Consider the following 24,162-nt stretch of genomic DNA (forward strand, 5'->3'; position numbering starts at 1 on the left):
CTCCAGCCTCGGCCTCGCGTCGGCTACCTCGCGACCAAAAGACCGTGGAGCCCTACCGAGCAAATCTTACCCATGCACCGAATCGCCATAGGAAGTGTGCAGCCCCACTGTCGCGAAAACTATCTGCGCCTAATTATTCTAGCGAGCGCGTCGAAACCAGCGACGAGGGGTCGGCTTCGGCCCCGGAGCCGGAGTGGTCAGCTCTCCACCCGGCTCGGTTCCCGCTGGATAGCCGGTGCCGGCCTCCAAGGACTTCTTCACCTCAGTCGCGTAAGCATCGACATATTCCTGGCCCGAAAGCTTCTGAATTTCCTTAATCAGGTCATCCGTCAGTGCCCTGGCCGCTTCATACTCATCGCTGTACTTGGCTTTGTACTCCGACGGATCAATCGGATCGCCGATAATCGTTCCGACCTTCACCGGACGAGGAATCCACGAACCAATCGGGTTGGCCTTCTCCGTATCAATCATCGCCATTGGGAACACCGGCACACCGGACTCCAGCGCTACACGTGCCGCACCGGTTTTACCGCGGTACAGTCGACCATCCGGACTACGGGTGCCTTCCAAGGAAATGCCCAGCAGGTCACCGCGTGACAGCACCTTCAAGCCGGCGTTCAGCGCATCGCGAGCTGCATCACCAGAGGTACGGTCAATCGGCACCTGCCCCACCGAGGAGAAGAAGAACTTCTGGATACCGCCGACAAAGCCCGGCGTGGTGAAGTACTCCGCCTTCGCCAGGAACGTCAGCTGACGACGGCAGACCAGTGGGAAGAAAAAGTGATCCATCACAGCAAGGTGGTTCGACGCCATCAGCGCTGGACCTTCCTGAGGAATCTTCTCACCACCGATGTAGTACGGGCGATTATAGATCCGCAGCCAAGGGCCAATGAGGATGTACTTAAAGAACTTGTACCAGCGATTATTCACAGTTTAAAACTATACAGGTTCAGTTGGTCCGACGATCCATCTCCGCAGCCATTCCCCCACCTTTTCGCGGGCGAATTCCCCTGCAATCCCCCAATTGACGCTTTACGACGATGTCGCACCCTCGGCAGCCACAACGCTGCGCGCAATATCCGCCGCACCGATCAACCCAGCATCCGCACCTAGTTCAGCGACCCGCACATCCGCTACCGGACGATAGCCAGTACCGGTGAGATTGCGGGCAAACTCGGCCTTGGCCTTGTCCAGGTATAGATCAGACGCCGAGGCAACACCGCCACCGATAACAATCAATTCCGGATCAAAGACATCGCCCACCATCGACAGGCCACGCCCCAGCCAGGTAGCAAAGTCATCAATCGCAGCTAGAGCCAATTCATCCCCCTGGCGAGCAGCCGAGACGACATCGGTACCAGTTACCGAGCCGGCCACGAGCCCGTCGGTAAGCCGCGAGAAGTAGCGACCGGATTCAGAGAGTTCCTGAGCGGTGGTAACCAACGCCGTACCCGAGCAGTAACGCTCCAAGCAACCACGCTTTCCGCAGGAGCAGGGACGACCATCCGGCACAACTGTGAGGTGGCCGAATTCCGGCGCCGTGCCGTACGCGCCACGGTAAATCTCACCACCCTGCATCATCGCGCCGCCGATTCCCGTACCCAGCGCAAACAGCACCCAATTATCCGCACCGCGAGCCGCACCAAAGCGATACTCACCCCAGGCGGCCGAGTTGGCATCGTGCTCAAGCTGCAGCGGACATGGGAGAAGCAAGGATAAACGCTTGACGACGTTCGCATCGCGCCACGGCAGATGCGGGGCGAAACGAACCGTCTGACGGTCAGAATCCAAAAAACCAGCTACAGCTAAACCGATGGCGCTGACATCTGGAAAGCGTTCAACCAAGCGCTCGGATGTCTGGACAATGCCACGTTCAATGGCATCCACACTGCCGTCAGAACTAGTCTGAACTCGATACAGCACCTGCCCATCAGCGCTGACCACTGCAGCGCGCAGGTTTGTTCCACCAATATCAAAACCGATAGCCGGGCGATCAGCGGCGGCGGACTCGTCTGAGCTCGGATGAATCGGAATATCGGTGGGCATAACAGTTGATTATAAAGGGATTGCGCAGGTTCGGAGAATTCGGCGAGCCCGAGCAGCCATGACCTCCCAGGTCCACGACTGCACAACATGCTCCCGACCACAGGCTCCCATCGCCGCCGCGCGCTCCGGATCATCCAAAATTTCAACCAGCCCGGTGGCGACGCTGCGCTGCGAGGCCCCATCGACAACGATGCCAGTTTCGCCATCGATAACTGTCTCCGGGGCGCCACCAGACTTGCCAGCTATGACAGGGACACCGCAGGCCTGTGCTTCCAAGTAGACAATGCCGAGGCCTTCTACATCGAGTCCACGGCCTCGGGTCCGGGCGGGCATGGCGAAAACGCTGGCTGCATTGTAATAGGCGGGGAGATCATCATAGGAGACCTTGCCGGCAAAAATGACCTGCTCGGAGACCCCAAGCTTTGCTGCCAGCTTTTCCAACTCTCGATTCAACGGACCGACGCCCACAATCAGCAATCTGGCACCTGGGTGCTGCTCAAGAACCTTAGGCATGCTGCGAATCAGCATATCTTGCCCTTTGCGGCGCACTAGCCGGGAAATACAGACGATAAGCGGCTGGGACTCACCGATTCCGTGGTGCTGCCGGATCTTCTGTCCCGCCTCGGGGTCCGGGGAAAATCTCTCGATATCGACACCAGAAGGCAGGTGTTCAAACGCTGTTTGCGGGCCAAAGGCTGTCGCAAAACGACCACGGGTGTAGCGGGAAATATAGGTCACAACATCGGAGCTCTTACCAATTCGTCCGAGCATCTGGCGGGCCAATGGCAGCATCGACCAGCCCACTTCATGTCCGTGAGTGGTAGCAACGATGCGGGTAGCACCTGCGCGACGGCATGCGTCGGCAAGCAAACCAAGTGGCGCGGCGGCACCAAACCAGACGGTGTCAATGCGTTCGGTGCGAATAATCTGAGCGGCGCGACGAGCTACGTGCGGCAGTGGCAGCAGCACGGAATCACTCATGCGGTAAACACGGTACGGTAGCGACTCGTCGTAGGCGCGGAGCTTCTCTTTGGAAGCTCGCGAGGATGCGAGGACTACGAGGTTCTCTGGATCCAAACGAGCACAGAAATCACGCAGGTAGGACTCGATTCCACCATCGCGAGGCGGGAAGTCATTCGTAATGAGCAGTACGCGCGCAGACATGGAGTCGAGTTTATCTACCTTGACTAAAAAGACGCGAAGTCACCTGCCGGTAGTTAGAAGCGGACCGCGCCTTGGTACGGGCCGCCCTGGTCGATGGAAACGACCTGGACCGGAATACCGTAGTCGGAAGCATGGACAATCTGACCATTGCCGATGTACATGCCTACATGGGTAATGCCCGGGTAGTAACCGATGATGTCACCTGGCTGCAGCTGGTCACGGCTTACCGGGGTGCCACCGGCGAGCTGTGCCTGCGAAGTACGCGGAATGGACTTACCAATCTGCTGGTACGCCCAGTACATCAGACCGGAGCAGTCGAATGCAGAGGGACCAGCAGCTCCCCACGAGTACGGGGAACCCAGCTTCGACATCGCGGCATCAACTGCGGCGGAAGATCCGAGCAGTTTATCCAGCCCTTCGGTAATTGGGTTGTTCTTGGAAATCCAGATTTCTCGCTGTTCGGGACTCAGCGCATCAACCATGGACTTGACATGCTCGGCGCGCTCATCAAATTCAGCGCTGCGCTTGTCCAAATCATCGCGACGCTTAGCCAGGTCATCGAGCTGCTTGCGGATATCCCCCTGCAGACGCAGCGCATTGGCCTTACCATCCTCAGCATCCTTACGGGCTTGCACCGCACGGCTGACAACTTCATCGTTATCGCGGAACATCTTATTGATGTAACCGGTACGGTCGATAGCGTCCTGAGCACTGGCAGATCCCAGCGCGGCAGACAACGGGTCGACGATTTCGCCTCGCATTCGCTTCTTCGCGAAGTAGGAAATCTCACCAGAGAGCGCCTTGAGGTCATCCTGTGCTCGAAGAACCTGGTCCTCAGAGCGCTTCAGCTCCCCCTCGGCGTGCCGGAGTTCCTCTTCCTTGGCCTGAACCTGAGAATCCAGCTCGGTAACTTCCTCCGAAATCGCTTCGGTATCCCGAGAAATCTTCTCCAGCTCTGTAATAATGCCGTCGGCAGTAGCCAAATCCGGGGCTGGCTGTTCATCCTGCGCAGACGCAATTGGCGCCAAACCTACGGAGCCAAAGGTTAGCCCAGTCACGACCGTCAGCCCGACTACACCGCGACGAGAGTTGTGGCGACGGCGAGAGGCACGGTGACGCGACAAATCCAAACCCTTTTCAAATTGTGTATTCAAATTTCTTCCCCGAAAAACAAAACATCAAACCACTTGACGCATTCGAGCAAATTGTAGCAGCCTTGCCGCGGAACAACACACCGACAAACCGCCAGCACAAAGGGGTATCCAAAGGGAGTAACCAGGATAGCCCTTCGACTTCACGCATTGCGTAACCACAGGGCAAAAACAAAAATGAGGCGAGCGCCCCCCATAGTGCTTTACGACGCACATAGCGTCAGCACCCGGGCGCTCGCCTCAGTGCCCCCTCACTAAAAAAGAGCCAAGGCTCTGCGGGGCATCTAAGCCCCGCAGGTTGTCATCCGTTCAAACAGATTAGAAGCGGACGAAGTTGTGAACCGGCATGTAGTTCATCGGAGCTTCCTTGACGACATCGCCGGACTGCGGAGCGTGAATCACATTGCCGTTACCGGAGAAGATGCCGACGTGGGTAGCGCCAGAGTAGAAGGAAACGATGTCACCCAGTGCCGGGCTGGAGACCGCGACGCCCTGGGAAGCCTGCGCCTGGGAGGTGCGCGGAATCGACTTACCGACCTGCTGGTATGCCCAGGAGGTCAGACCGGAGCAGTCGAAAGAGTTCGGACCGGTAGCGCCCCACACGTACGGGGAACCAATCTTGGAACGTGCAGCGGAGACGATAGCCGAACCAGTGGACGGTGCTGCAACGTTTGCAACGCTGCCGGAGGTAACCTCACCTGCGACATCATTGAACTTGCCAACAACATCCTGCAGACCTGCAACCTGCGGGGTATCGAAGCCGTTCAGTGCGCCCTGGATGTCGTTCAGCGGGTTAGCGTTAGCGGTCGGAACTGCGAGAGCGGTAACGCCGGCGACGGTTGCGCCAAATGCGACTGCGTTGCGTGCAAAGTTAGAACGGCGGTGGTGCTTGCCCATTGTTTTGAAACTCCAAAATCTTCCTGTTTAGCCGACCGGGTTAGCTGACGGGTTCGGAAGAATGGAAGACTTCCTACCCTCCGGGATTTCCCTTTGGGATTCACCCCATGGTTCGAAGTGGGTCCCCGGCTCGAATCCCCTGAGGCTCTCACTACTTAGCCCCTCAGGACCTTCGATAAGGCTCTGTGTTTTCTTATCAATGACCGGCACCAACTCAGTGGCCCCGTTTCAATGTCTCGATAAGGTTACGAAATGGCATCAAGTTTTGTCTAGCCGTTTGCCAAGAAAACCGCTCAAGGCCCGGTTGTTACCATCGATAGAACTAAACCGTTACCAAGCTGTTACAACTAGACACTCCCCTTGCGGCGGAATAATAACAGTTTGATAAACGTGTCACTACCTGGCATTTTGAAGTCCGACGAGAACTTTACACTTAACGCCTTAAGGTCGGAACATTTTTATCGCGGACTCAAAACGTGTTTTATGTCACACTCCAGCTTGTAGTAGCTCAATTTACTCAAGTTTCACAGTTTTAACACCACTAGGAGCGCTCAGAATAGGATTATTGACGTGAATTCAGGACAACAGCACTTCCCTCTCGAAGGCTCCGTCGATGATTCTCTTTTCAACACCACCTTTGTCGTCGTAGACCTAGAAACGACTGGACTAAAGGCCAAGAACGACCACATCATTGAAATTGGGGCCATCAAAACCCGTGGCGGCAAGACAATTGGCACCTTTTCCAGCTTCATCGACCCCGGCATGGAGATTCCCGACCACATCACATCTCTCACCGGCATCACTACCGCCGATGTTGAAACTGCTCCACAGCTCGGCACAGTTATTACTCAGTTCCTCGACTTTGCCCTGGGAAGCGTCTGGGTTGCGCATAATGCCAAGTTCGATATTGGATTCCTCCGCCAGGCTTGCACAGATTTGGGCCTAGATTGGCCAAGCCCCAGCGTCATAGACACTCTCACGTTGGCGCGTCGCGTCCTTGACCGCTCACAAGTTGGCAGTTTCAAGCTCTCACAGCTCGCACGGTACGTCGGTTCTCCGAATCGCCCCAGCCATCGGGCGCTTGACGACGCAATCGCAACCGTCGACGTCCTTCACTACCTCATGGAGAGACTAGCTGGCGATGAAGTACATACAGCGTCCGAGCTAGTGCATTACTCGCCGACCGTCGCTCCGGAGGTTCGTGCTAAACGACATCTTGCCGATGGAGCTCCGCACACCCCTGGTGTCTATGTTTTTCGATCAAGAAATGACGACCCCTTATATATAGGTACAGCTCTCGATTTGCGACGTAGACTTCTGCAGTATTTCAACGGCACTGATTCTCGTCGCAAGATTACGGAAATGGTCTCTCTAGCCGAACGCGTCGAGATCATCGAATGCCCGCACGGCTTCGCTGCAGAAATCCGCGAGGCTCGCCTGATCTCTGCACTCCGTCCGCCCTACAACCGACAACGTACCGAACCGACCCGCGGCTGGTACATCGTCCCCGCTAGCCCCGGTCGGCCTGCCAAGATTAGCCGAACAGTCACCGACGCCCGCAGCCTAGGTCCTTTCCGCACGCGCGACACCGCTACTGCCATCCGCGACAGGTTCTCCGCACTTAACGACGACTTTGCGATAACAACCGCCCAGATCTCCACCACCGGCGCAGACGAGATTGCAGACATGATTGCTGAGATATCAGCACTTGGCGAAGCACAGCGCTTCCAACGCGCGGCAGTGCAGCGTGACCGCACTGCGGAGTTCATTATCAGCTTGGATAAGCAGCAGCGCCTGAGCATGCTTGCCGCCATCCCATCTCTGCAAGCCGCTTTCCCCGATGGCAATGGAGGCTGGCACCTAGCGGAAATTCGCTATGGCAGGTTGGCGGGCGCCAGCACCGCACCGCGTGGCGCGGATATGAACTACATCATCGACCTCATGGAGAGTTCAGCCCAAACAGTCACTCCAGATGACTCCTTATATAAAGGAGCATCAATTGATGAACTCAGTATTGTCTGGAAATGGTTGCAGCGCCCGGAGGTACGAATAAAGCCCACCGGAGGCGAGTTTTCCTACCCCAGGTTGGGCGCAGGAAAATACCTTCAGTGGGCAATTGACGCGCAGCAAGCACGTCGTGAAGCGCGACGCGAACCTTAACCCTTCATCGCCGCGGTAACGATGTCCAGGCACAGCCCCGACTGGAGCGTTTCCTTGACCTCTTCAATGGAGTCGGCCATAGCTTCCTTTAGCGGACGGCCACCCAGACCACGCGAAATGGCGATTGCGGCGGCGGAGTTAAGGATGACTGCATCGCGAATCGGACCTTCGAGTTCGCCAGCCCAAATGCGACGTGCAACATCAGCGTTGTACGCGGGGTCACCGCCACGCAGCGCGTCAATTTCGGAGTACTCCATGCCATAGTCATGTGGATCGATGACATCTTCGGCAACTTCACCGTTTTCCACAATAAAGACCTTGGTGGGGCCAGTAACGGTAATCTCGTCGAGACCATCGCTTCCGCGTACCACCAACGCGCGCTGACCACGGCGGGCGAAGGTGTCCGCCATCGTCTCCATCTGATCTTCGAAGGCACAGCCAATCAAGCTTGCCTGCGGGCGTGCTGGATTCGTCAGCGGCCCCAACAGGTTGAAGACTGTCGGAACCGCTAGCTCCTTACGCACCGGTCCAGCGAAGCGCATGGCCGGATGAAAGCGAGCGGCAAAGAGGAAGCGCACGTAGAAATCCGGATGTTCCGGAGAAGTAACGAGACCGTTCTCAATGTCGATACCAAAGGCCTCCAGCATGTCAGCGCCGCCCGACTTCGAGGAAGCCGCGCGGTTACCGTGCTTGAGCACCGGCACACCGCTGGCAGCGATAACAATCATGGACATCGTGGAGATGTTGACGGTATTTGCGCCATCCCCACCGGTGCCGACGATATCGACTGCACCGCGCTCAATAACACCGGCGAGCTGTGGATCATGAACTGGGCGGGCAAAAGAAAGCATGCCCTCAGCCGCAGCATCGAGCTCGGCAGCCGTAATCCCCTTGGCGAGGAGACCGAAAGCAAACGTTGCGGTCTGCACGTCTCCGGAAGCACCTGACATGATCTGATCCATGGCGAATCGAATGCCCTCACCGGAAACTTCGCGGCCAGCGCCAATCGTGGAAAGAACATGGCGCCAGTTTTCGACCGCCCTCTTATCGCCGATCTCGCTCATCGCCACTCCCTTCCACTAGATAGTCAAGTCTGTACTCGTACTTTATTAATACAAATGCACCTAGGTGCTGCTGGTTATTCCGCCCACCAGGTGCACCACATCACGGGGCTTTCTGGAAAACCCCACCGTGATGTACGTAATAAGACAAGATACCTCCCCCATATATCCAGCGCATCACCAGGTCCACTTTTTGTGTTCGCCGAAAATCTCACCCCCATTGGGGCAACTGGAAAAATACGATATTAAATAGAGCCGAACCTGCGATAAACTAACCGACAGCCGATGCCGCAGTATCGCTAACCCAGGTTCGCCGAAGGTGAACCTGGCAGTCCAGGGGGATGGACTCCGCGCACCGCGACACAACAAAACCCTCGAATTCACCCGCGTCGGATAAAGACACCGGAAAGTTCCCAACAGGGGGAAAAATTAGTGAAATTCTCAGAAACCTTTCCTTGCGACCTGGGATTTTAGGAATTTTTATACAAAAACGGGGGTTGCAACGTGACTACTCCTTAAGAACAGTACATACTGTTAGTTGTGACGAGCGCAGTTGAAAATCAAGGTATGACAGCACCACGTCGTGCTGCGACACTGAACCGACCGAATATGGTCAGTGTCGGCACGATTGTGTTCCTGTCTCAGGAATTAATGTTCTTCGCCGGTCTGTTCGCGATGTACTTCGTGTCACGCGCGAACGGCCAGGGCGATTCGTGGGATTGGGGTACCGGCCACCTCAATGTCCCGTACGCACTATTGATCACCGTGATCCTAGTGTCGTCTTCGTTCACTGCCCAGTGGGGCGTGTTCGCGGCCGAGCGTGGCGACGTTTTCGCACTCCGTAAGTGGTACGCACTGTCTACCGCCCTGGGTGCAATCTTCCTCGTCGGCCAGGCTTACGAGTACTTCACCCTGGTTAGCCACGGTCTGACCATTCAGAACTCCATTTACGGTTCGGTCTTCTTCATCACCACCGGATTCCACGCGGCCCACGTCCTCGCGGGTGTGCTGGCTTTCGTTGTGGTGCTTATCCGTACCTCCAAGGCGAAGTTCACCCCGGCACAGGCCACTGCTGCCATTGTGGTCTCGTACTACTGGCACTTCGTCGACGTCGTGTGGATTGGCCTGTTCATCACCATCTACTTCATCCAGTAGGCCGTATTGGCCGTCCTTTGTTTAGTACGGCCTACAGCCCATCCACTTTCCACGAACAGTCTTAAAGGGAAAAAGATGGAAAACACTACCTCCGAAACCAAGGACACCACGTCCTTGGCTGCGGCCCCGAAGTCAAAGGGCCGCCGCAAGATGCGCCGTACTGCCTCCGGCATTATGGCTATGGCTCTCGCCCTCACCGGCGCGGGCTTCCTCGCTAATGCTCTGACCCCTGATGCACAGACGGCTACTGCTCAGCAGGATGAAGCCGCAATGATTCAGCAGGGCAAGGAGCTTTACGACGTTGCTTGTATTACTTGCCACGGCGCCAACCTTCAGGGCGTTAAGGACCGCGGTAAGTCGCTGATTGGCGTCGGCGAGGGCTCGGTTTACTTCCAGGTTCACTCCGGTCGTATGCCGATGCTCCGCAATGAGGCTCAGGCAGCACGTAAGACCCCGCGTTACTCCGAAGAGCAGACGCTGGCTATCGCAGCCTACGTCCAGGCTAATGGTGGCGGCGCCGGCATCGTCCGCGACGAGGACGGCTCCATCGCTATGGAGTCGCTGCGCGGTAAGAACGCCGGCCCGAACGGTGAGCTTGACAAGGCTGACGTTGCTCGCGGTTCCGAACTGTTCCGCCTGAACTGTGCCTCCTGCCACAACTTCACCGGTCGTGGCGGCGCACTGTCCAGCGGTAAGTACGCACCGGTCCTGGACCCCGCAAATGAGCAGGAAATCTACCAGGCCATGCTGACCGGCCCGCAGAATATGCCGAAGTTCTCTGACCGCCAGCTGTCTGCTGACGAAAAGAAGGACATCATCGCCTACATCAAGAACTCCAAGGAAACTCCGACCCCAGGTGGTTGGGGCATTGGTGGCATCGGCCCAGTTGCTGAGGGCCTTGTCATGTGGATTGTAGGCATTGTCGCTCTCGTAGCGGCCGCTCTTTGGATTGGATCCCGCCGATGAGTAATAACGAAAACAAGAAGTACAGCTCCGAAGAGCTGTCGAAGATGAGCAATGCGGATCTCGCTCGTCTGGGTGCTGAGCTCGACGACGTGACCATTGCTTACCGCAAGGAACGCTTCCCGATTGCCAACGACCCGGCTGAAAAGCGCGCGGCCCGTGGCGTCGCCATCTGGCTGGCTCTGTCAGTCATTCTTGGCCTGGCATTCATCGCCATCTACCTGTTCTACCCGTGGCACTACAAGGGTCACGGCGAAGAGGGGCTGTGGCTGTACACCATGTACACCCCGCTGCTGGGTATCACCATCGGTGGCTGTATCGTCACCCTGGGTATTGGTGCAGTTAAGTTCACCAAGCGTTTCATTCCGGAAGAGATTTCGGTTCAGCGCCGCCACGATGGTCCGTCCGAAGAGGTCGACCAGAAGACCATCGTTGCCCTGCTGAACGATTCTTGGCAGACCTCCACCCTGGGTCGTCGCTCCGCTATCAAGGGCCTCCTTGGTACCGGCGCCGTCCTGGCTGGTATCGGCATGATCCTTCCGCTTGGCGGCATGATTAAGAACCCGTGGAAGCCACGCCACGACGTTGACGTCACTGGTGACGGCACCCTGTGGACCACCGGCTGGACTCTCGTCGAGAAGGGCCACAAGGTTTACCTGGGACGCGACACCGGCGCTATTGCTGAAGAGGGCGTACACGGCTACACCACCAAGGGCGTTTCCCGTCTGGTTCGCCTCCGCCCAGAGGACCTGTCCGCAGGTTCCATGGAGACCGTCTTCCCGCTTCCAGAGGAGGACGTCAACGACGGCGACAAGTACTCCAAGGATGCTGATGTCTACGAGGCACACATGCACTCGATTCACGGCTCCCGCAACTCCGTCATGCTGATCCGTCTGCGTTCCCAGGACGCTGAAAAGGCAATCCTTCGCAAGGGTCAGGAAGACTTCCACTACGGCGATTACTTCGCCTACTCGAAGATTTGTACACACATCGGTTGCCCGACTTCTCTGTACGAACAGCAGACGAACCGTATTCTCTGCCCATGCCACCAGTCGCAGTTCGATGCACTGCACTACGGCAAGCCGGTCTTCGGTCCAGCTGCTCGCGCTCTTCCAGAGCTGCCGATCAGCGTTGACGAAGAAGGCTACATGTACGCAGAGGGCAACTTCATTGAGCCCGTCGGTCCGGCATTCTGGGAGCGTCAGTCATGAGTAATCCAACGAAACTAGCAACCGCTGCTAAGAATATGGATGACCGCTACACCCTGTCTGGCGGCATGCGTAAGCAGCTCAATAAGGTATTCCCTACCCACTGGTCCTTCCTGCTGGGTGAGATTGCACTCTACTCCTTCGTAGTCCTGCTCTTCTCGGGTGTTTACCTGACTCTGTTCTTCGACCCGTCGATGTCGAAGGTCATTTACGACGGTGCCTACGCGCCGCTCAACGGCGTCGAGATGTCTCGCGCCTACGAGACCGCCCTGCAGATCTCCTTCGAGGTTCGCGGTGGCCTGTTCATTCGCCAGATTCACCACTGGGGTGCTCTCCTGTTCGCCGTGTCCATCATGGCGCACATGTTCCGCATCTTCTTCACCGGCGCATTCCGCAAGCCGCGTGAGGCTAACTGGGTCATCGGTTCCATCCTCCTGCTGCTGTCCGTGGCAGAGGGCTTCATGGGTTACTCCCTGCCGGACGACCTGCTTTCCGGTGTTGGTCTGCGTATTATGTCCGCAATCATCATCGGTCTGCCGATTATCGGCACCTGGCTGCACTGGATGATGTTCAACGGCGACTTCCCGGGTGACTTGATTATCCCGCGCCTGTACATTGCACACGTGCTGATTCTCCCGGCACTGCTGCTGGGTCTGATTGCCGCTCACCTGGCTCTGGTCTGGTACCAGAAGCACACCCAGTTCCCTGGCGCAGGTCGCACTGAGAACAACGTCGTCGGCGTTCGTATTCTCCCGATCTTCGCAGTCAAGTCCGTTTCCTTCGGTCTGATTACCTTCGGCTTCCTGGCGCTGTTCGCTGGTATCTTCCAGATCAACGCAATTTGGAACCTTGGCCCGTACAACCCGTCGCAGGTTTCCGCTGGTTCCCAGCCGGATATCTACATGCTGTGGACTGACGGTGCTGCCCGTGTCATGCCGCCGTGGGAGCTCTACCTGGGCTCCTACACGATCCCGGCAGTCTTCTGGGTCGCCCTGCTCTGTGGTATTTTGGTTGTCCTGCTCTTCGCTTACCCGTTCATCGAGGCGAAGATCACCGGCGACAACGCTCACCACAACCTGCTGCAGCGTCCGCGCGACGTGCCGGTTCGCTCCGGTTTGGGTGCCATGGCTCTGGTCTTCTACACCCTACTGACTCTGTCCGGTGGTAACGACCTGATCGCATACCACTTCCAGATTTCGCTGAACGTGATGACCTGGGTTGGCCGTATCGGTCTGATTATCCTGCCTCCGATCGCTTACTTCGTCACCTACCGAATCTGCATCGGCCTGCAGCGCTCTGACCGCGCTGTCCTGGAGCACGGCATTGAGACGGGCATCATCAACCAGCTGCCTGATGGTTCCTTCATCGAGGTCCACCAGCCACTGGGCCCGGTCGACGAGCACGGCCACGCCGTTCCGCTCGAGTACCAGGGTGCTTACGTCCCGAAGACCATGAACGAACTGGGCGCCGCTGGTAGCCCGGGTCGCGGTAGCTTCTTCAGCCCGGACTCCCCGGAGATTGCCGAAGAGGCAGCTCGTATCGAGCACGAGAACCACGAGCAGCAGGCTCAGATGTTCCGTGACCTCGAAGCGCAGAACGCTGAAGAGCGTCGCCAGCTCGAGCAGTAAAACTCCGCGGTAGGTTTTCTACTGCGCTCAAATAAGACCACCCCGGTCCGCATCCAATTCGGATGTTGACCGGGGTGGTTTTTGTTCCCCGGATTCCTGCGCGCTCGTCTTGCACCCCACATATGTCAGATACCAAATCTGCTGTCTACCAGTACTAAAATGGACATATGTCTACCAGCCCCTCCCCCACCACCGATCTCTCGAGCAACGCCACACAGCTTGTCGCCAACGGTGTCAACTTCGACTACGAGGCCACGCCTGTTCTGCGCGATGTCTCGCTCACGCTTTCCGACGGCGATGTCCTCGGATTGGTCGGAGACAACGGAGCCGGCAAATCCACTTTTCTTTGGCTGCTGTCGGGTCGTCGTCGGCCCACGGGCGGTACGGTGACTCATATTGGCACGCGTGTGCTCGGCTCTCAGGAGCTGGAAGCTCCTTTCGACTCCACGGTGCAAATGCTTATCGACGAGGCTCTCGGCCCCTCGAAACGTCGTCTAGCGGAGTTGGAAGAGGCAGCTGAGGCGATGTCCTTAGCAGAGACCCCAGATGAGTCTGAGGCGGCAGAGAAAGCGTATTCGAAGGTCTTCTCGGACGTCATGGCTCACGATGACTGGAACGCCGAGCATAACGCGGAGATTGTGCTCGACCATCTCGGCCTGACCGGTACTGCTCCCGACGGCGCTCCCCTGGTAGAGCAACTAACCACGGAGATTTCCGGCGGGCAGCGGGCGCGGCTGGGGCTCGCGATTACGCTCATTCGAAAACCAGAGATTTTGCTTCTCGACGAGCCCACCAACCATCTCGATGAACGCGGTCGCCAGCTCGTGATTGACACCATTCAGAACCACCCTGGAGTGGTTGTGGTGGCAACGCATGACCGCGACTTCCTGGATGCCGTTTGTACTGTAATTGGAGACTTGGTGCCGGGGCGCCCTGGTATTGGGCTGTTCCGTGGTAATTACTCCGACTATGCGAAGCACCGTCGCCACCAGCGTGAGCTATGGGAGCACCAGTGGCGCTCCGAGGAGCATGAACGCAATCGGTTGGAAGACACCATCGACAATGGCGCCCGTGAGGTCTCACCGGGCCGAGCAATGACGGACAACAACAAGATGGCTTATGACCGCCGTGGCGGTCGTGTAGAGCGGCAAATCGCCCGCCGCGTACGTTCGGCTAAGCAGCGACTGGATGAGCTCATCGAGGAAGGTGTGGAGCGTCCGCCGGCTCTGCTGGGCTTTGATGCCCCGCTGACCGCACCCCTACCGACCAAGCGCGCTGCATCGGGAAGTGATGAGGATTTTCATATCAAGATGCGCGGCGTGGTCGTCCCAGATCGAATTCGGGTTGGTTCACTGACTATTCGTCCCGGAGACAAGGTCGTGATCACGGGTCCTAATGGGGCCGGAAAGTCTACTTTGTTCAAGGCCATCATGGGGCAAGTTGAGACGCAGGCTGGCGAGGTGCGTATCGGCGAGAACTGTCGAGTAGCCATGCTGGCTCAGGAACAAGACTGGGAAAACCCAAAGAAGTCCGCCCGTGAGTTATACGACCTTGCTCCCAATGCCCGCGTGCCTCTCGACGACTTTGGGTTGCTTAGCCCCGAGGATTCCAATCGCCCGGTAGGAAGCCTCTCCATCGGCCAGCAGCGACGAGTGGCGTTAGCGTTGGTCGTGGCTAACCCGCCGGAGATCTTGCTGCTCGACGAGCCTACCAACCATCTGAGTGTGGATCTGATTGAGCAGGTCCAAGACGCAATTGCGTCGGCAGAGGGCACAATTATTGTGATTACCCACGATCACCGCATGATTAACTCGCTCGAAGCGCGCCATCTGCAGGTGACTGACGGTGAGGTCATCGAACTACCTAAGGGGCAGAAACCCGTCGAATTCGCTTGATACGGAATCACATACTGATTAATGATCCTAACCGGCGAAGTAGCACCGGTTAGGATTTCCTCCCCCCCCTCACTTGCCCAAACAAAAAAGTCTCTCCCACTAACGCCCTTGTTAGTGGGAGAGACTTTTCGGTTATCTACGACTGTGGTTCAGTCGGATTGCACTCGGACTAGTGCTTCTCCGGCGGAGTGATGTACTGAGTGTTGAGCTTGGTGCTGGAGACGATCAGGATTACCGCGCCAAGGACAATCAGCCAGTAGGCCATGAATGCGATGCCGTAGCCCATGAGCAGGATGCCCATGGTCATCACGAACGGCCAAATCGAGCTAGCGGAGAAGAAACCGAGGGTTCCAGCACCGTCGGCAACCTCTGCCTCTTCGAAGTCGGCCGGGGTGATGTCGGAACGGCGCTCAGTGAAGTGGAAGTATCCACCGAGCATCAGAGTCATCAGAGCTGCGAGGACCAGGCCGGTTGCGCCAGCCCACTCAAGGCGACCCTGGCTTTCGTTGATGACGTTACCGGTGTCCTGGAGGTACTGAGTGCCGAAGATGTAGACGACAGCCATGAACCCCAGGAACACGGTAAGTCCGTAGAAGAGCTTTGCTGCAGACTTCATTTGAGAACTTCCTTTAGGTACGAATCTTGCTGGGTTTACTTGGCGGTCGCGTTCAGGTCAATGGTGTTAGCACCACGGTCACCCATGTCGCGGGTGTCGACACGACCGGAGTTGAACGGCGAGGTGGAGACTGCGAATGCCGGCTCACCGATGTGCTTCAGAGCATCAGCGTTAGTAGCTTCCGGGTTCTCCTGGCGGAACTTGATGTACTCGGTGAATGCCTCACGGGAGACAGCACGAATCTCGAAGTTCATCATTGCGTGGTAGGTACCACACATCTCGGCACAACGGCCAACGAATGCGTTCTTGACCTTGTCGCTCGGGTTGTCCTCCGGGCGGTTAGCCATCTTCTCCGAGTCAATCTTTTCGATCTGGAAGACACGGTTGGACTTGTTAGCCTCCGGGTGCGGGAACACGTCGCGCTTGAAGAGGAACTCCGGAACCCAGAAGGAGTGAATCACGTCAGCGGACGCGAGGTCGAACTGGATTGCAGTGTCTTCCGGAACAACGAGGACCGGAACCTCTTCGGTGGTACCGAGGGTCTCAATCTCGTCGTAGTGCAGGTAGTCGAGGCTCTCCTTGGAGCGTCCGTGAACCGGGTGCTCCTTCTGCTTTGCGCGATCCTCAGCGGACGGAACCTCGTGGCCGCCCTCGGTGAAGAACTGCTCATCAGCCGGCTTCTCAATACGGCCGTTGTATTCCTCGCCGCCCATCAGGTCAGCGGAAATGTTGGCGTAACCGAACTTCCAGTTCCACTGGAAACCGGTGACGTCGACAGTGACCTCCGGATCCTTATCCAGGGCAGTCACCTTGTCCTGAGTCTGAACCGTGAAGAAGAACAGGGCCATCACGATCAGAATCGGCAGAATAGTCAGCGACAACTCAACCGGAACATTGTATGCAGTCTGGCGCGGGAACTCGCCCTTGCCCTTCTTTTCAGCCTTCTTAGCTGTGAAGTTTGCCATCGAGTAAAGGGTAACGCCCCAAACGATGATGCCGATAATCCACGCTGCAACCCAGGTCCAAACCCAGAAATTACCCATGGACTGTGCTTCCGGGGTCACACCTTCCGGCCAACCAAAGCGGAGCAGCTTGAAGAAGCCGTTCTCCGGAGGATTAACATCGCAGCCGGCAAGCAAGGCTGCGCTACCGGCGGCAACGCCGAGGACGCCGAGCTTACGGGCGACTCCGAACTTTCTACGCTGATTCACGTGTGTCTGCCTTCCTGATCCACACAATTTTCGATAACCGATTAAGGTTTCGTCCTACCCAAGCAGAGTAGTCGATTCTTAAGCTTTCTCCACAATAAATATGGCTGTGGGGTGCCTTTGAGTATATCTGCCCTAATAAAATACTGAGAAAGACCCGCCTATCGGGGGTGGCATTCTCACCAGTTACACCCTGTTGACGCTCCCAAGTCTATGAATTTTTTAGTGTTTGTGCCACGCGCTGACGCACACACCGTCCCGCGCAACCTTGCCCCGAGCCCTAGACACGGCAAACTCAGACATTCTCGCTTTTCCCCAAAAGGCATTAAAGTAGGTGCAGCATTTCTATGTGGCGCCAATCTGGGGTTCAACCCAACTACTCAGCCACGCGGCGGTCCTTCACGGCCACCGGTTCAGGCGACAGCCAGTCGCACTGAGCCCCTAGCTACGAAGCCGTCGAAAATCCACTAAGTGACACTAAGCGAAAGGTGCGCGCACGAAGCATGTGTGGTCTTCTCGGAATCCTGACTGCAAATTCTGACGCAGCGGAGCTCGTTCCCGTTGTCGAAAGGGCCCTGCCCTGCATGCGGCACCGCGGTCCTGACGATGCAGGCACGTGGCACGATGAGGACGCAGTTTTCGGCTTCAACCGCCTATCCATTATTGATATTGCCCACAGCCACCAACCGCTGCAGTGGGGACCAGAGAATCAGCCGAATCGTTACTCCATGACCTTCAACGGCGAAATCTACAATTTCGTCGAACTTCGCGAGCAGCTGGAGAAGGAAGGCTATGCCTTTAATACCTCCGGCGATGGTGAACCTATCGTCGTTGGGTTCCACCACTGGGGAGCGGACGTCGTAAAGCACTTGCGCGGCATGTTCGGCATTGCCATTTGGGACAGCGTCGAGCGCAAGCTTTTCCTGGCGCGCGATCCGTTCGGCATTAAGCCTCTCTACTACGCCACCACCGAGCGCGGCACGATTTTCGGTTCTGAGAAGAAGTCCCTGCTCGAGGCCGCGCCGGAGATGGGCATCGATGCGAAGAAGCTGAATAAGCGCGCACTGGAGCACTACGTCGATCTGCAGTACGTTCCGGAGCCGGAGTCACTGCACACCGACATTGTTCGTCTGGAGTCGGGTTGCACTGCCATCGTTACGCCTGGTGGCGAAGTTAAGCAGACCCGCTACTTCAAGCCAAATTTCCCGATTCAGCAAGTGGCCAAGGGCACTGAGCAGGACGTTTTTGACCGCATTGCCCGTGCGCTGGAGGACAGCGTCGAGAAGCATATGCGTGCCGACGTCACGGTGGGCTCGTTCCTGTCGGGCGGTATCGACTCCACTGCGATTGCAACTTTGGCCAAACGCCACAACCCGAACCTGCTGACGTTTACCACCGGCTTCGAGCGCGAGGGCTTCTCCGAGGTCGATGTGGCTGCCGAGTCCGCCGCCGCCATTGGCGTCGAGCACATTGTGAAGGTCGTCTCGCCGGAGGAGTTCGCCGGGGCGATTCCGAAGATTATGTGGTACCTCGATGACCCGGTAGCTGACCCCGCACTGGTGCCGCTGTACTTCGTGGCCGCAGAGGCTCGTAAGCACGTTAAGGTCGTACTGTCCGGTGAGGGCGCAGACGAGCTTTTTGGTGGTTACACCATTTATAAGGAGCCACTGTCGCTGAAACCGTTCGACAAGGTTCCCTCTCCCCTGCTGCGCGGTCTGGCTAAGGTCGGCGAAGCTCTGCCAGAAGGCATGCGCGGCAAGTCACTGCTGCAGCGAGGCACTACTCCGTTGGAGCAGCGCTACTACGGCAATGCTCGTTCCTTTAACTTTGAGCAGCTGCAGGAAGTCCTGCCGTGGGCCAAGAAGGAATGGGACCACAGCGATGTCACGGCACCGATTTACGCGCAGTCTGAAGGCTGGGACCCGGTGACTCGGATGCAGCACTTGGATCTGTTCACCTGGTTGCGTGGCGACATTCTGGTCAAGGCCGACAAGATCACCATGGCCAACTCCCTGGAGCTGCGCGTGCCGTTCCTCGACCGTGTGGTCTTCGACGTTGCACAGACGCTGCCGGTGGACATGCGTGTTTCTCACGGCACCACCAAGTACGCACTGCGTCGCGCCATGGAGCAGATTGTTCCGGAGCACGTCCTCAACCGCCGCAAACTGGGCTTCCCGGTGCCGATTCGCCACTGGCTGGCAGGCGACGAACTGCACGGCTGGGCCGAGGACATCATCCGCGAGTCCCAGACCGATGAGTTCATTAATAAGGACGCCGTGCTCAAGATGCTCGCCGAGCACCACCCAACCGAGCGCGATCATTCCCGCCGCCTCTGGACCATCCTGGCCTTCATGGTCTGGCACGGCATCTTCATCGAAGGCCGCATCACTCCGGACATCGAGCAGCGCGACTACCCCGTCGAGCTCTAGTTCGCTAGTTCGCTTTACGACGGTCCCCGCGCCCCCATCCTGCCCCGGCAGGCTGCCACCATAGCCTGCGCAACCAAAAGAAAAGGCTCGGACCTCACTCATTTAACAAGAGTGAGGTCCGAGCCTTTTACTATCCGACGCTTTTCACAGCGTCTGCTGACAGCTCTGCTCAGCTAATGACTTAGTTGAAGGAGTCACCGCAAGCGCAGGAGCCAGTGGCATTCGGGTTATCGATGGTGAAGCCCTGCTGCTCAATAGTGTCCGCGAAGTCGATAGTGGCGCCGGACAGGTACGGAACCGACTGGCGATCAACGACCAGCTTGACGCCACCGAAAACCTCGGCGACATCGCCGTCGAGGCTGCGGTCATCGAAGTAGAGCTGGTAGCGCAGGCCGGCGCAGCCGCCCGGAGCCACGGAAATACGCAGTGCCAGGTCGGTGGCACCTTCTTGGTCCAGAAGTGCCTTTGCCTTGGCAGCCGCAGCTTCGGTCAGGGTAACGCCAGTGCTCTGAGCAGTAGTCATAGCGCGTGTCCTCCTTGTTGAAGTGTTTAAGTATGCGAGTCGACCCCAAGGTCGGCTACGTCATTATTTATCACAACCATACCGACCAGTCTTTAATTCCCAATTCTGGGTACTCTTTTTCTTTCTCTTTTTCTGAAGTCTCTTCTTGCCGCCACCTCGCAACCGCACCACGGCCTCCGACGCCCCAACGGCGCTCTCTCCGCCTCCGACCCCACGCGGCGGCCACGCCAAAAACCACGCCCCTTGCCCAGCCCCTGGCCCTCAACCTGCAACCTAATTAGGGAAGCACCTTGAAGACCTTATAATCTGGGGTCGTGAATCTACCGTGGAAAAAGAATGACAAAAAGTCCAAGGCAGCTGACGCAACTAAAGCTGACGCAACCAACGCCGGAGACGTAGCCACCGACGCGACCGCATCCAGCGGAGCCAAGGTCACCGCTTCGGAGTCTCAGCAGCCCGAGAAGAAGCACAGCGGTGCTTTTACTCCCAAGAAGGGGCGCCCTACTCCGAAGCGCAACGAGGTTGAGCGCGCACGCGGCATCCGCCGTGGCCCGGTCGAGGCGCCGCTGACTGCTAAGGAAGCTCGCCAGCGCCGCAAGGAGCTCAAGGCCTCCATGTCCAAGGAAGAGCTCAAGGCCGCCAAGGCACGCGAGCGAGCAGAGCGACGTGAGCAGCGGCGCATTGCCGACGAGCGCATGGCCGCCGGTGATCCGCGCTACATGCTGCCGCGTGACCAGGGCGCTGAGCGCAAGTTTGTCCGCGACTGGGTTGATTCCCGTCGCTTCCTCGCTAACGTGTTCCTCCCGTTCGCGCTGATTCTGCTGCTGATTATGATGATTGGCACTTCCCTGCCAAAGCTGGCCAACATCGCATCTCTCATCGCGATGGTTCTCATCATCGCCCTGATTATCGAAGGTATCTACATCGGCCGCCGTGCCATCAAGCTGACGCGTGAGCGCTTCCCGAAGACCACCGAGGGAGCCTGGGGGCTGGGCTTCTACGCTTACTCCCGCGCTTCTCAGCCGCGTCGTCTGCGTACTCCGCGTCCGCAGGTCAACATCGGCGACGAGATCAAGTAGCCTCCATCTGCCATGCGCACTCTGGTTCTCGGTGGCGCCCGCTCAGGCAAGTCCTCATGGGCTGAGCACGAGCTGCTGGCCACCGCCGCAGCCTCAACCAACTGTGCCTCAGATGCCGCAGCCTCAGCGGTGTTGCACTACATCGCAACAGCACGGCCCTGGCCCGGTGATAGCGACTTTCACTCCAGGGTCGAGGAGCACCGCATTCGTCGTCAAGCACAGGCACGAGAGCACGGAGTGGCCTGGCACACGGTTGATGACGTCGATGCGGTGGATGCTCTCGCGTCGCCGAAGCGGCGCATGCTGCTCGACGATGTCGGCACCTGGCTGACGCACATCATCGACGCGCAAGGGCTGTGGGAGGCGCCGAGGGGCAGCGTCGCGCCGTGGACGCACTCGCTTGTCGACGCCGTGCGCAACTTCCCCGCAGATTCCGACCTGTTCATTGTGTCGCCCGAAGTGGGCTTCGGTGTCATTCCCGAGCACCGCTCAGGGCGGCTTTTCCGTGATGAAATTGGTCTTCTCAACCAGCAGCTCGCAGCTGTCTGTGATCGTGTTGTCCTAGTTGTGGCGGGCTGCCCTATGGAAGTCAAGGCGGCCAGCTAGATTCACTTCACGCCTCTCCTCCTATGACGGTCTGCCTAGCAATGCGGATAATTATGTACCAATGGTCGGTACACAAATCGTTTTCGGGTAGCGTTTGAGAGTATGAACGCGGATTATTTTGGACCGGTAGCACGCCCTGACGAAGAGACTGAACAGGCCGCCCGCGCGCGCCATGAGCAGTTGACTAAACCCGCAGGCTCACTCGGCCGGTTGGAAGAGCTCGGCATTTGGATTTCGGCGTGCCAGGGAGAATGCCCTCCGCGTGACCTGGACGATTGCCGTGTTTATGTCTTCGCTGGTGACCACGGTGTTGCCCAGGGCGGGGTGTCCGCGTACCCGTCCGAGGTGTCTATCCAGATGCTTGCCAATATCGAGGCAAAGGGTGCCGGCGTGAACGCTATCGCTGACATCGCGGGAGCCACAGTTACCGGTGTGGACATTTCCCTCGACCACGATGCCGAAGGGCCATACCGTATCCGTCGCAGCTGCGGTTCTATCGACCGCGAGGATGCGATGAGCGAGGAGGAGGTCGATAAGGCCATCCGCACGGGCATCGCGATTGCCGACGCCGCCGTTGATGAAGGCGCTGACCTGCTCATTGCCGGCGACCTGGGCATCGGAAACACCACTCCAGCCGCAGCGCTGATTGGTGCCGTGACCAACTCCGAACCAGTTGTCGTCGTCGGCCGAGGCACTGGCATTGATGACGAGGGCTGGAAGCTCAAGGTCGCTGCCGTGCGCGATGCCATGTTCCGCGTGCGTCGCCTGCGCAATGACCCGGTTGAGGTGCTCCGTCGTATTTCCTCGCCGGATATGACCGTGATGGCCGCATTCTTGGCACAAGCAGCGGTGCGTCGCACTCCTGTGATTTTGGACGGAGTGGTTGTCACATCCGCTGCTCTGCTGGCTGACCAGCTCGCTCCGGGCGCCCGCGATTGGTGGGTCGCCGGCCACAAGTCGGCAGAGCCCGCGCACACGCTTGCCCTTCGACACCTGGATAAGGAACCACTTCTCGAATACGGGATGCGTCTTGGCGAAGGCTCCGGCGCCGTCGCTGCCCTACCGCTGGTCAAGTCCGGCGTATCCGTCCTGCGCAACATGGCTACCTTCGCCGACGCAGGCGTAAGCACCAAGGACTAATCGACTTGTCCGACAAAGCCGGCCCGTCTCACCAGGACAACCTCGACGGTGATCCCTCCGCTCACGGCAATGCCGTCGCTGAGGCCATCACCACTGCCCTGTCCTGGCTCACTGTCCTGCCTTTCAAAGGCGCGAGCGTGTTCGACCGCATTACCGGCCGCCGCGCCATCGCTGCACTGCCAGTAGCTGGGCTCGTTCCTGCCGCGGGTGCAGTTCTCATCACGGCGGGGCTGTTCGCAACGTCGTCGTCACGCACGCCCACGCTTTACGACGTCACCCCGATCCTCGGCGGCGCCCTGATTATGGTGGCGGCACAGATGTTGACCCGCGCCATGCACCTGGATGGGCTGGCGGATGTGGCAGATGCCCTCGGCTCGTATAAACCGCCGGAGGGGGCGCGCGAGGTGCTGCGCGATCCGAGCACCGGCCCAATGGGCGTGGGCTCCATCGTGCTGACGATGTTGACGACGACGACTGCTTTTGCCGTGATTGTGGCTAGTGTGCTGTCACATTGGTCTGCTGGCCAGATGTGGCCTGGCGTGGTTGTGCTGTGCTTGCCTTTTGTGGCCTCTCGCACGGCGGCAACGACTGCCTGCTGGCGTGGCTTTCCGCCTTTTTCGAACAGCGGCTTCGGCTCCCTGACGGCTGGTACACAGTCCACCGTGACGGTGGCCTGCTGGTGGACACTGCTGCTAGCTGTGTCGGGCGGGCTGATTGGGCTCGTGGGCGTAGCCGCTTGTGCACTGAGCTTTGGCGTTACACTGCTGCTGACGCGGCACTGCGTGAAGAGGTTTGGCGGAGTCAACGGCGACGTGTTTGGCGCAATCATTGAGATAACGTGCGCTGTCTGTGCCGTGATACTTGCCATAGGGTTCTAGCAGGGAAAATGCGCGCATTGCCCCCGTTGGGGTTTTCTTTAAAAAGAACTATTGACGGTCACTTTGACGCGGACGTATTCTGAGGGCACACCGCCGGGAAGGCGGAGTACAGGAGGCTCGTTTCGGGGCTCGCCCAAATTATTTTGCGCCGACCGTTTGCCGGGGCGCCAAGAACGAGCACACCTTCTAGCCTCCCAGCTAATTAACAAAGCGCGTCCCGTCGCAGCAATGCACGGGATGCGCTTTTCTATGTTGGGGTGATACTCCCAGGTTTGGGTTCTGTGGGTTAGGGTGGGTTAAGTAAAGAAAAGTGTGTCTTTCCCGGGCGTGTTGCGGTTATTTGATCCAGCCTTTT

20 protein-coding genes and 1 riboswitch are annotated in these 24,162 nt (G+C 58.0%); of the genes, 11 read left to right on the forward strand and 9 right to left on the reverse strand.

Translation table 11 applies throughout. The features are described from left to right. Positions 1–138 precede the first annotated feature (138 nt). The 5 genes from HMPREF2847_RS02205 to HMPREF2847_RS02225 all read right to left on the reverse strand — a co-directional run bounded on the left by HMPREF2847_RS02205 (position 139) and on the right by HMPREF2847_RS02225 (position 5,258). Complete coding sequence (locus HMPREF2847_RS02205) at positions 139–930, reverse strand: lysophospholipid acyltransferase family protein (RefSeq protein WP_070595620.1); 792 nt, start codon at positions 928–930, stop codon at positions 139–141. Between the two features lie 102 nt (positions 931–1,032). Then, on the reverse strand, positions 1,033–2,046 hold the full coding sequence (locus tag HMPREF2847_RS02210) for an ROK family glucokinase (RefSeq protein WP_070851378.1): 1,014 nt from the start codon (positions 2,044–2,046) through the stop codon (positions 1,033–1,035). A gap of 9 nt (positions 2,047–2,055) precedes the next feature. Then, entirely contained in the window at positions 2,056–3,210 is a 1,155-nt protein-coding gene (locus HMPREF2847_RS02215; protein ID WP_070851379.1) for a glycosyltransferase family 4 protein, read from the reverse strand. Positions 3,211–3,263: 53 nt separating this feature from the next. Then, complete coding sequence (locus tag HMPREF2847_RS02220; RefSeq protein WP_370523130.1) at positions 3,264–4,334, reverse strand: NlpC/P60 family protein; 1,071 nt, start codon at positions 4,332–4,334, stop codon at positions 3,264–3,266. Positions 4,335–4,679: 345 nt separating this feature from the next. Next, complete coding sequence (locus tag HMPREF2847_RS02225) at positions 4,680–5,258, reverse strand: C40 family peptidase (protein WP_070851381.1); 579 nt, start codon at positions 5,256–5,258, stop codon at positions 4,680–4,682. A 14-nt stretch (positions 5,259–5,272) separates the two neighbouring features. Continuing rightward, a riboswitch (cyclic di-AMP (ydaO/yuaA leader) is annotated at positions 5,273–5,415 on the reverse strand. A 413-nt stretch (positions 5,416–5,828) separates the two neighbouring features. Here HMPREF2847_RS02225 and HMPREF2847_RS02230 point away from each other — a divergent pair. Beyond that, a complete protein-coding gene (locus HMPREF2847_RS02230; protein WP_070851382.1) occupies positions 5,829–7,418 on the forward strand; it encodes a DEDD exonuclease domain-containing protein in 1,590 nt (529 codons plus the stop codon). Here HMPREF2847_RS02230 and trpD read toward each other — a convergent pair. Next, positions 7,415–8,482 carry an anthranilate phosphoribosyltransferase gene (trpD, locus tag HMPREF2847_RS02235; RefSeq protein ID WP_070851383.1) on the reverse strand — a complete coding sequence of 356 codons (1,068 nt, stop codon included), beginning with the start codon at positions 8,480–8,482 and terminating at the stop codon, positions 7,415–7,417. The two genes, HMPREF2847_RS02230 and trpD, sit on opposite strands and share 4 nt — an antisense overlap. Positions 8,483–9,019: 537 nt before the next feature. Between trpD and HMPREF2847_RS02240 the strand changes: the two genes are divergently transcribed. From HMPREF2847_RS02240 to HMPREF2847_RS02260, 5 genes are all read left to right on the forward strand, one after another. After that, on the forward strand, positions 9,020–9,634 hold the full coding sequence (locus HMPREF2847_RS02240) for an aa3-type cytochrome oxidase subunit III (protein ID WP_088611596.1): 615 nt from the start codon (positions 9,020–9,022) through the stop codon (positions 9,632–9,634). A 75-nt stretch (positions 9,635–9,709) separates the two neighbouring features. Then, positions 9,710–10,600 carry a cytochrome bc1 complex diheme cytochrome c subunit gene (locus tag HMPREF2847_RS02245; protein ID WP_048759010.1) on the forward strand — a complete coding sequence of 297 codons (891 nt, stop codon included), beginning with the start codon at positions 9,710–9,712 and terminating at the stop codon, positions 10,598–10,600. After that, positions 10,597–11,808, forward strand: coding sequence for a cytochrome bc1 complex Rieske iron-sulfur subunit (locus HMPREF2847_RS02250; protein WP_070851384.1), 1,212 nt, complete (start codon positions 10,597–10,599; stop codon positions 11,806–11,808). The genes HMPREF2847_RS02245 and HMPREF2847_RS02250 overlap by 4 nt, the downstream gene beginning before the upstream one ends. Further along, positions 11,805–13,433, forward strand: coding sequence for a cytochrome bc1 complex cytochrome b subunit (locus tag HMPREF2847_RS02255; RefSeq protein ID WP_070851385.1), 1,629 nt, complete (start codon positions 11,805–11,807; stop codon positions 13,431–13,433). Before HMPREF2847_RS02250 ends, HMPREF2847_RS02255 begins: the two co-directional genes overlap by 4 nt. Positions 13,434–13,600: 167 nt before the next feature. Further along, positions 13,601–15,328 carry an ABC-F family ATP-binding cassette domain-containing protein gene (locus HMPREF2847_RS02260; RefSeq protein ID WP_070851386.1) on the forward strand — a complete coding sequence of 576 codons (1,728 nt, stop codon included), beginning with the start codon at positions 13,601–13,603 and terminating at the stop codon, positions 15,326–15,328. 169 nt (positions 15,329–15,497) lie between these two features. Here HMPREF2847_RS02260 and HMPREF2847_RS02265 read toward each other — a convergent pair whose 3' ends face one another. Next, the gene (locus tag HMPREF2847_RS02265) at positions 15,498–15,944 is read right to left on the reverse strand and encodes an aa3-type cytochrome oxidase subunit IV (RefSeq protein WP_070851387.1); all 447 of its coding nucleotides are present in this window, start codon (positions 15,942–15,944) and stop codon (positions 15,498–15,500) included. A gap of 35 nt (positions 15,945–15,979) precedes the next feature. Beyond that, positions 15,980–17,155 (reverse strand): aa3-type cytochrome oxidase subunit II, encoded by a 1,176-nt coding sequence (locus tag HMPREF2847_RS02270; protein ID WP_070851388.1) that lies wholly within the window; start codon positions 17,153–17,155, stop codon positions 15,980–15,982. Positions 17,156–17,655: 500 nt separating this feature from the next. Between HMPREF2847_RS02270 and asnB the strand changes: the two genes are divergently transcribed. Continuing rightward, complete coding sequence (asnB, locus tag HMPREF2847_RS02275) at positions 17,656–19,581, forward strand: asparagine synthase (glutamine-hydrolyzing) (protein WP_070851389.1); 1,926 nt, start codon at positions 17,656–17,658, stop codon at positions 19,579–19,581. A gap of 181 nt (positions 19,582–19,762) precedes the next feature. On the opposite strand, the gene HMPREF2847_RS02280 is transcribed toward asnB, so the two are convergent. Then, positions 19,763–20,104, reverse strand: coding sequence for a HesB/IscA family protein (locus HMPREF2847_RS02280; RefSeq protein ID WP_005512007.1), 342 nt, complete (start codon positions 20,102–20,104; stop codon positions 19,763–19,765). A 314-nt stretch (positions 20,105–20,418) separates the two neighbouring features. Here HMPREF2847_RS02280 and HMPREF2847_RS02285 point away from each other — a divergent pair, with 314 nt between their 5' ends. The 4 genes from HMPREF2847_RS02285 (at position 20,419) to HMPREF2847_RS02300 (ending at position 23,807) form a co-directional block, all read left to right on the forward strand. After that, positions 20,419–21,183 (forward strand): DUF3043 domain-containing protein, encoded by a 765-nt coding sequence (locus tag HMPREF2847_RS02285; RefSeq protein ID WP_070851390.1) that lies wholly within the window; start codon positions 20,419–20,421, stop codon positions 21,181–21,183. 12 nt (positions 21,184–21,195) lie between these two features. Beyond that, complete coding sequence (locus HMPREF2847_RS02290; RefSeq protein WP_070851391.1) at positions 21,196–21,789, forward strand: bifunctional adenosylcobinamide kinase/adenosylcobinamide-phosphate guanylyltransferase; 594 nt, start codon at positions 21,196–21,198, stop codon at positions 21,787–21,789. Between the two features lie 102 nt (positions 21,790–21,891). Next, the gene (gene cobT / locus HMPREF2847_RS02295) at positions 21,892–22,929 is read left to right on the forward strand and encodes a nicotinate-nucleotide--dimethylbenzimidazole phosphoribosyltransferase (RefSeq protein WP_070851392.1); all 1,038 of its coding nucleotides are present in this window, start codon (positions 21,892–21,894) and stop codon (positions 22,927–22,929) included. 5 nt (positions 22,930–22,934) lie between these two features. Next, the gene (locus HMPREF2847_RS02300) at positions 22,935–23,807 is read left to right on the forward strand and encodes an adenosylcobinamide-GDP ribazoletransferase (protein WP_070851393.1); all 873 of its coding nucleotides are present in this window, start codon (positions 22,935–22,937) and stop codon (positions 23,805–23,807) included. Positions 23,808–24,162: the final 355 nt, after the last annotated feature.

It is taken from the genome of Corynebacterium sp. HMSC074C03, from assembly GCF_001838285.1.
GTDB classification, from domain to species: Bacteria; Actinomycetota; Actinomycetes; order Mycobacteriales; family Mycobacteriaceae; genus Corynebacterium; species Corynebacterium amycolatum.

What these genes read in the sequence shown, in the direction of transcription:
- HMPREF2847_RS02215 (WP_070851379.1), bottom strand. Translation starts at nt 3,210, where the DNA reads ATGTCTGCGCGCGTACTGCTCATTACGAATGACTTCCCGCCTCGCGAT.
- HMPREF2847_RS02245 (WP_048759010.1), top strand. Translation starts at nt 9,710, where the DNA reads ATGGAAAACACTACCTCCGAAACCAAGGACACCACGTCCTTGGCTGCG.
- HMPREF2847_RS02255 (WP_070851385.1), top strand. Translation starts at nt 11,805, where the DNA reads ATGAGTAATCCAACGAAACTAGCAACCGCTGCTAAGAATATGGATGAC.
- asnB (WP_070851389.1), top strand. Translation starts at nt 17,656, where the DNA reads ATGTGTGGTCTTCTCGGAATCCTGACTGCAAATTCTGACGCAGCGGAG.
- HMPREF2847_RS02250 (WP_070851384.1), top strand. Translation starts at nt 10,597, where the DNA reads ATGAGTAATAACGAAAACAAGAAGTACAGCTCCGAAGAGCTGTCGAAG.
- HMPREF2847_RS02225 (WP_070851381.1), bottom strand. Translation starts at nt 5,258, where the DNA reads ATGGGCAAGCACCACCGCCGTTCTAACTTTGCACGCAACGCAGTCGCA.
- HMPREF2847_RS02210 (WP_070851378.1), bottom strand. Translation starts at nt 2,046, where the DNA reads ATGCCCACCGATATTCCGATTCATCCGAGCTCAGACGAGTCCGCCGCC.
- HMPREF2847_RS02290 (WP_070851391.1), top strand. Translation starts at nt 21,196, where the DNA reads ATGCGCACTCTGGTTCTCGGTGGCGCCCGCTCAGGCAAGTCCTCATGG.
- HMPREF2847_RS02265 (WP_070851387.1), bottom strand. Translation starts at nt 15,944, where the DNA reads ATGAAGTCTGCAGCAAAGCTCTTCTACGGACTTACCGTGTTCCTGGGG.
- HMPREF2847_RS02280 (WP_005512007.1), bottom strand. Translation starts at nt 20,104, where the DNA reads ATGACTACTGCTCAGAGCACTGGCGTTACCCTGACCGAAGCTGCGGCT.
- HMPREF2847_RS02260 (WP_070851386.1), top strand. Translation starts at nt 13,601, where the DNA reads ATGTCTACCAGCCCCTCCCCCACCACCGATCTCTCGAGCAACGCCACA.
- cobT (WP_070851392.1), top strand. Translation starts at nt 21,892, where the DNA reads ATGAACGCGGATTATTTTGGACCGGTAGCACGCCCTGACGAAGAGACT.
- trpD (WP_070851383.1), bottom strand. Translation starts at nt 8,482, where the DNA reads ATGAGCGAGATCGGCGATAAGAGGGCGGTCGAAAACTGGCGCCATGTT.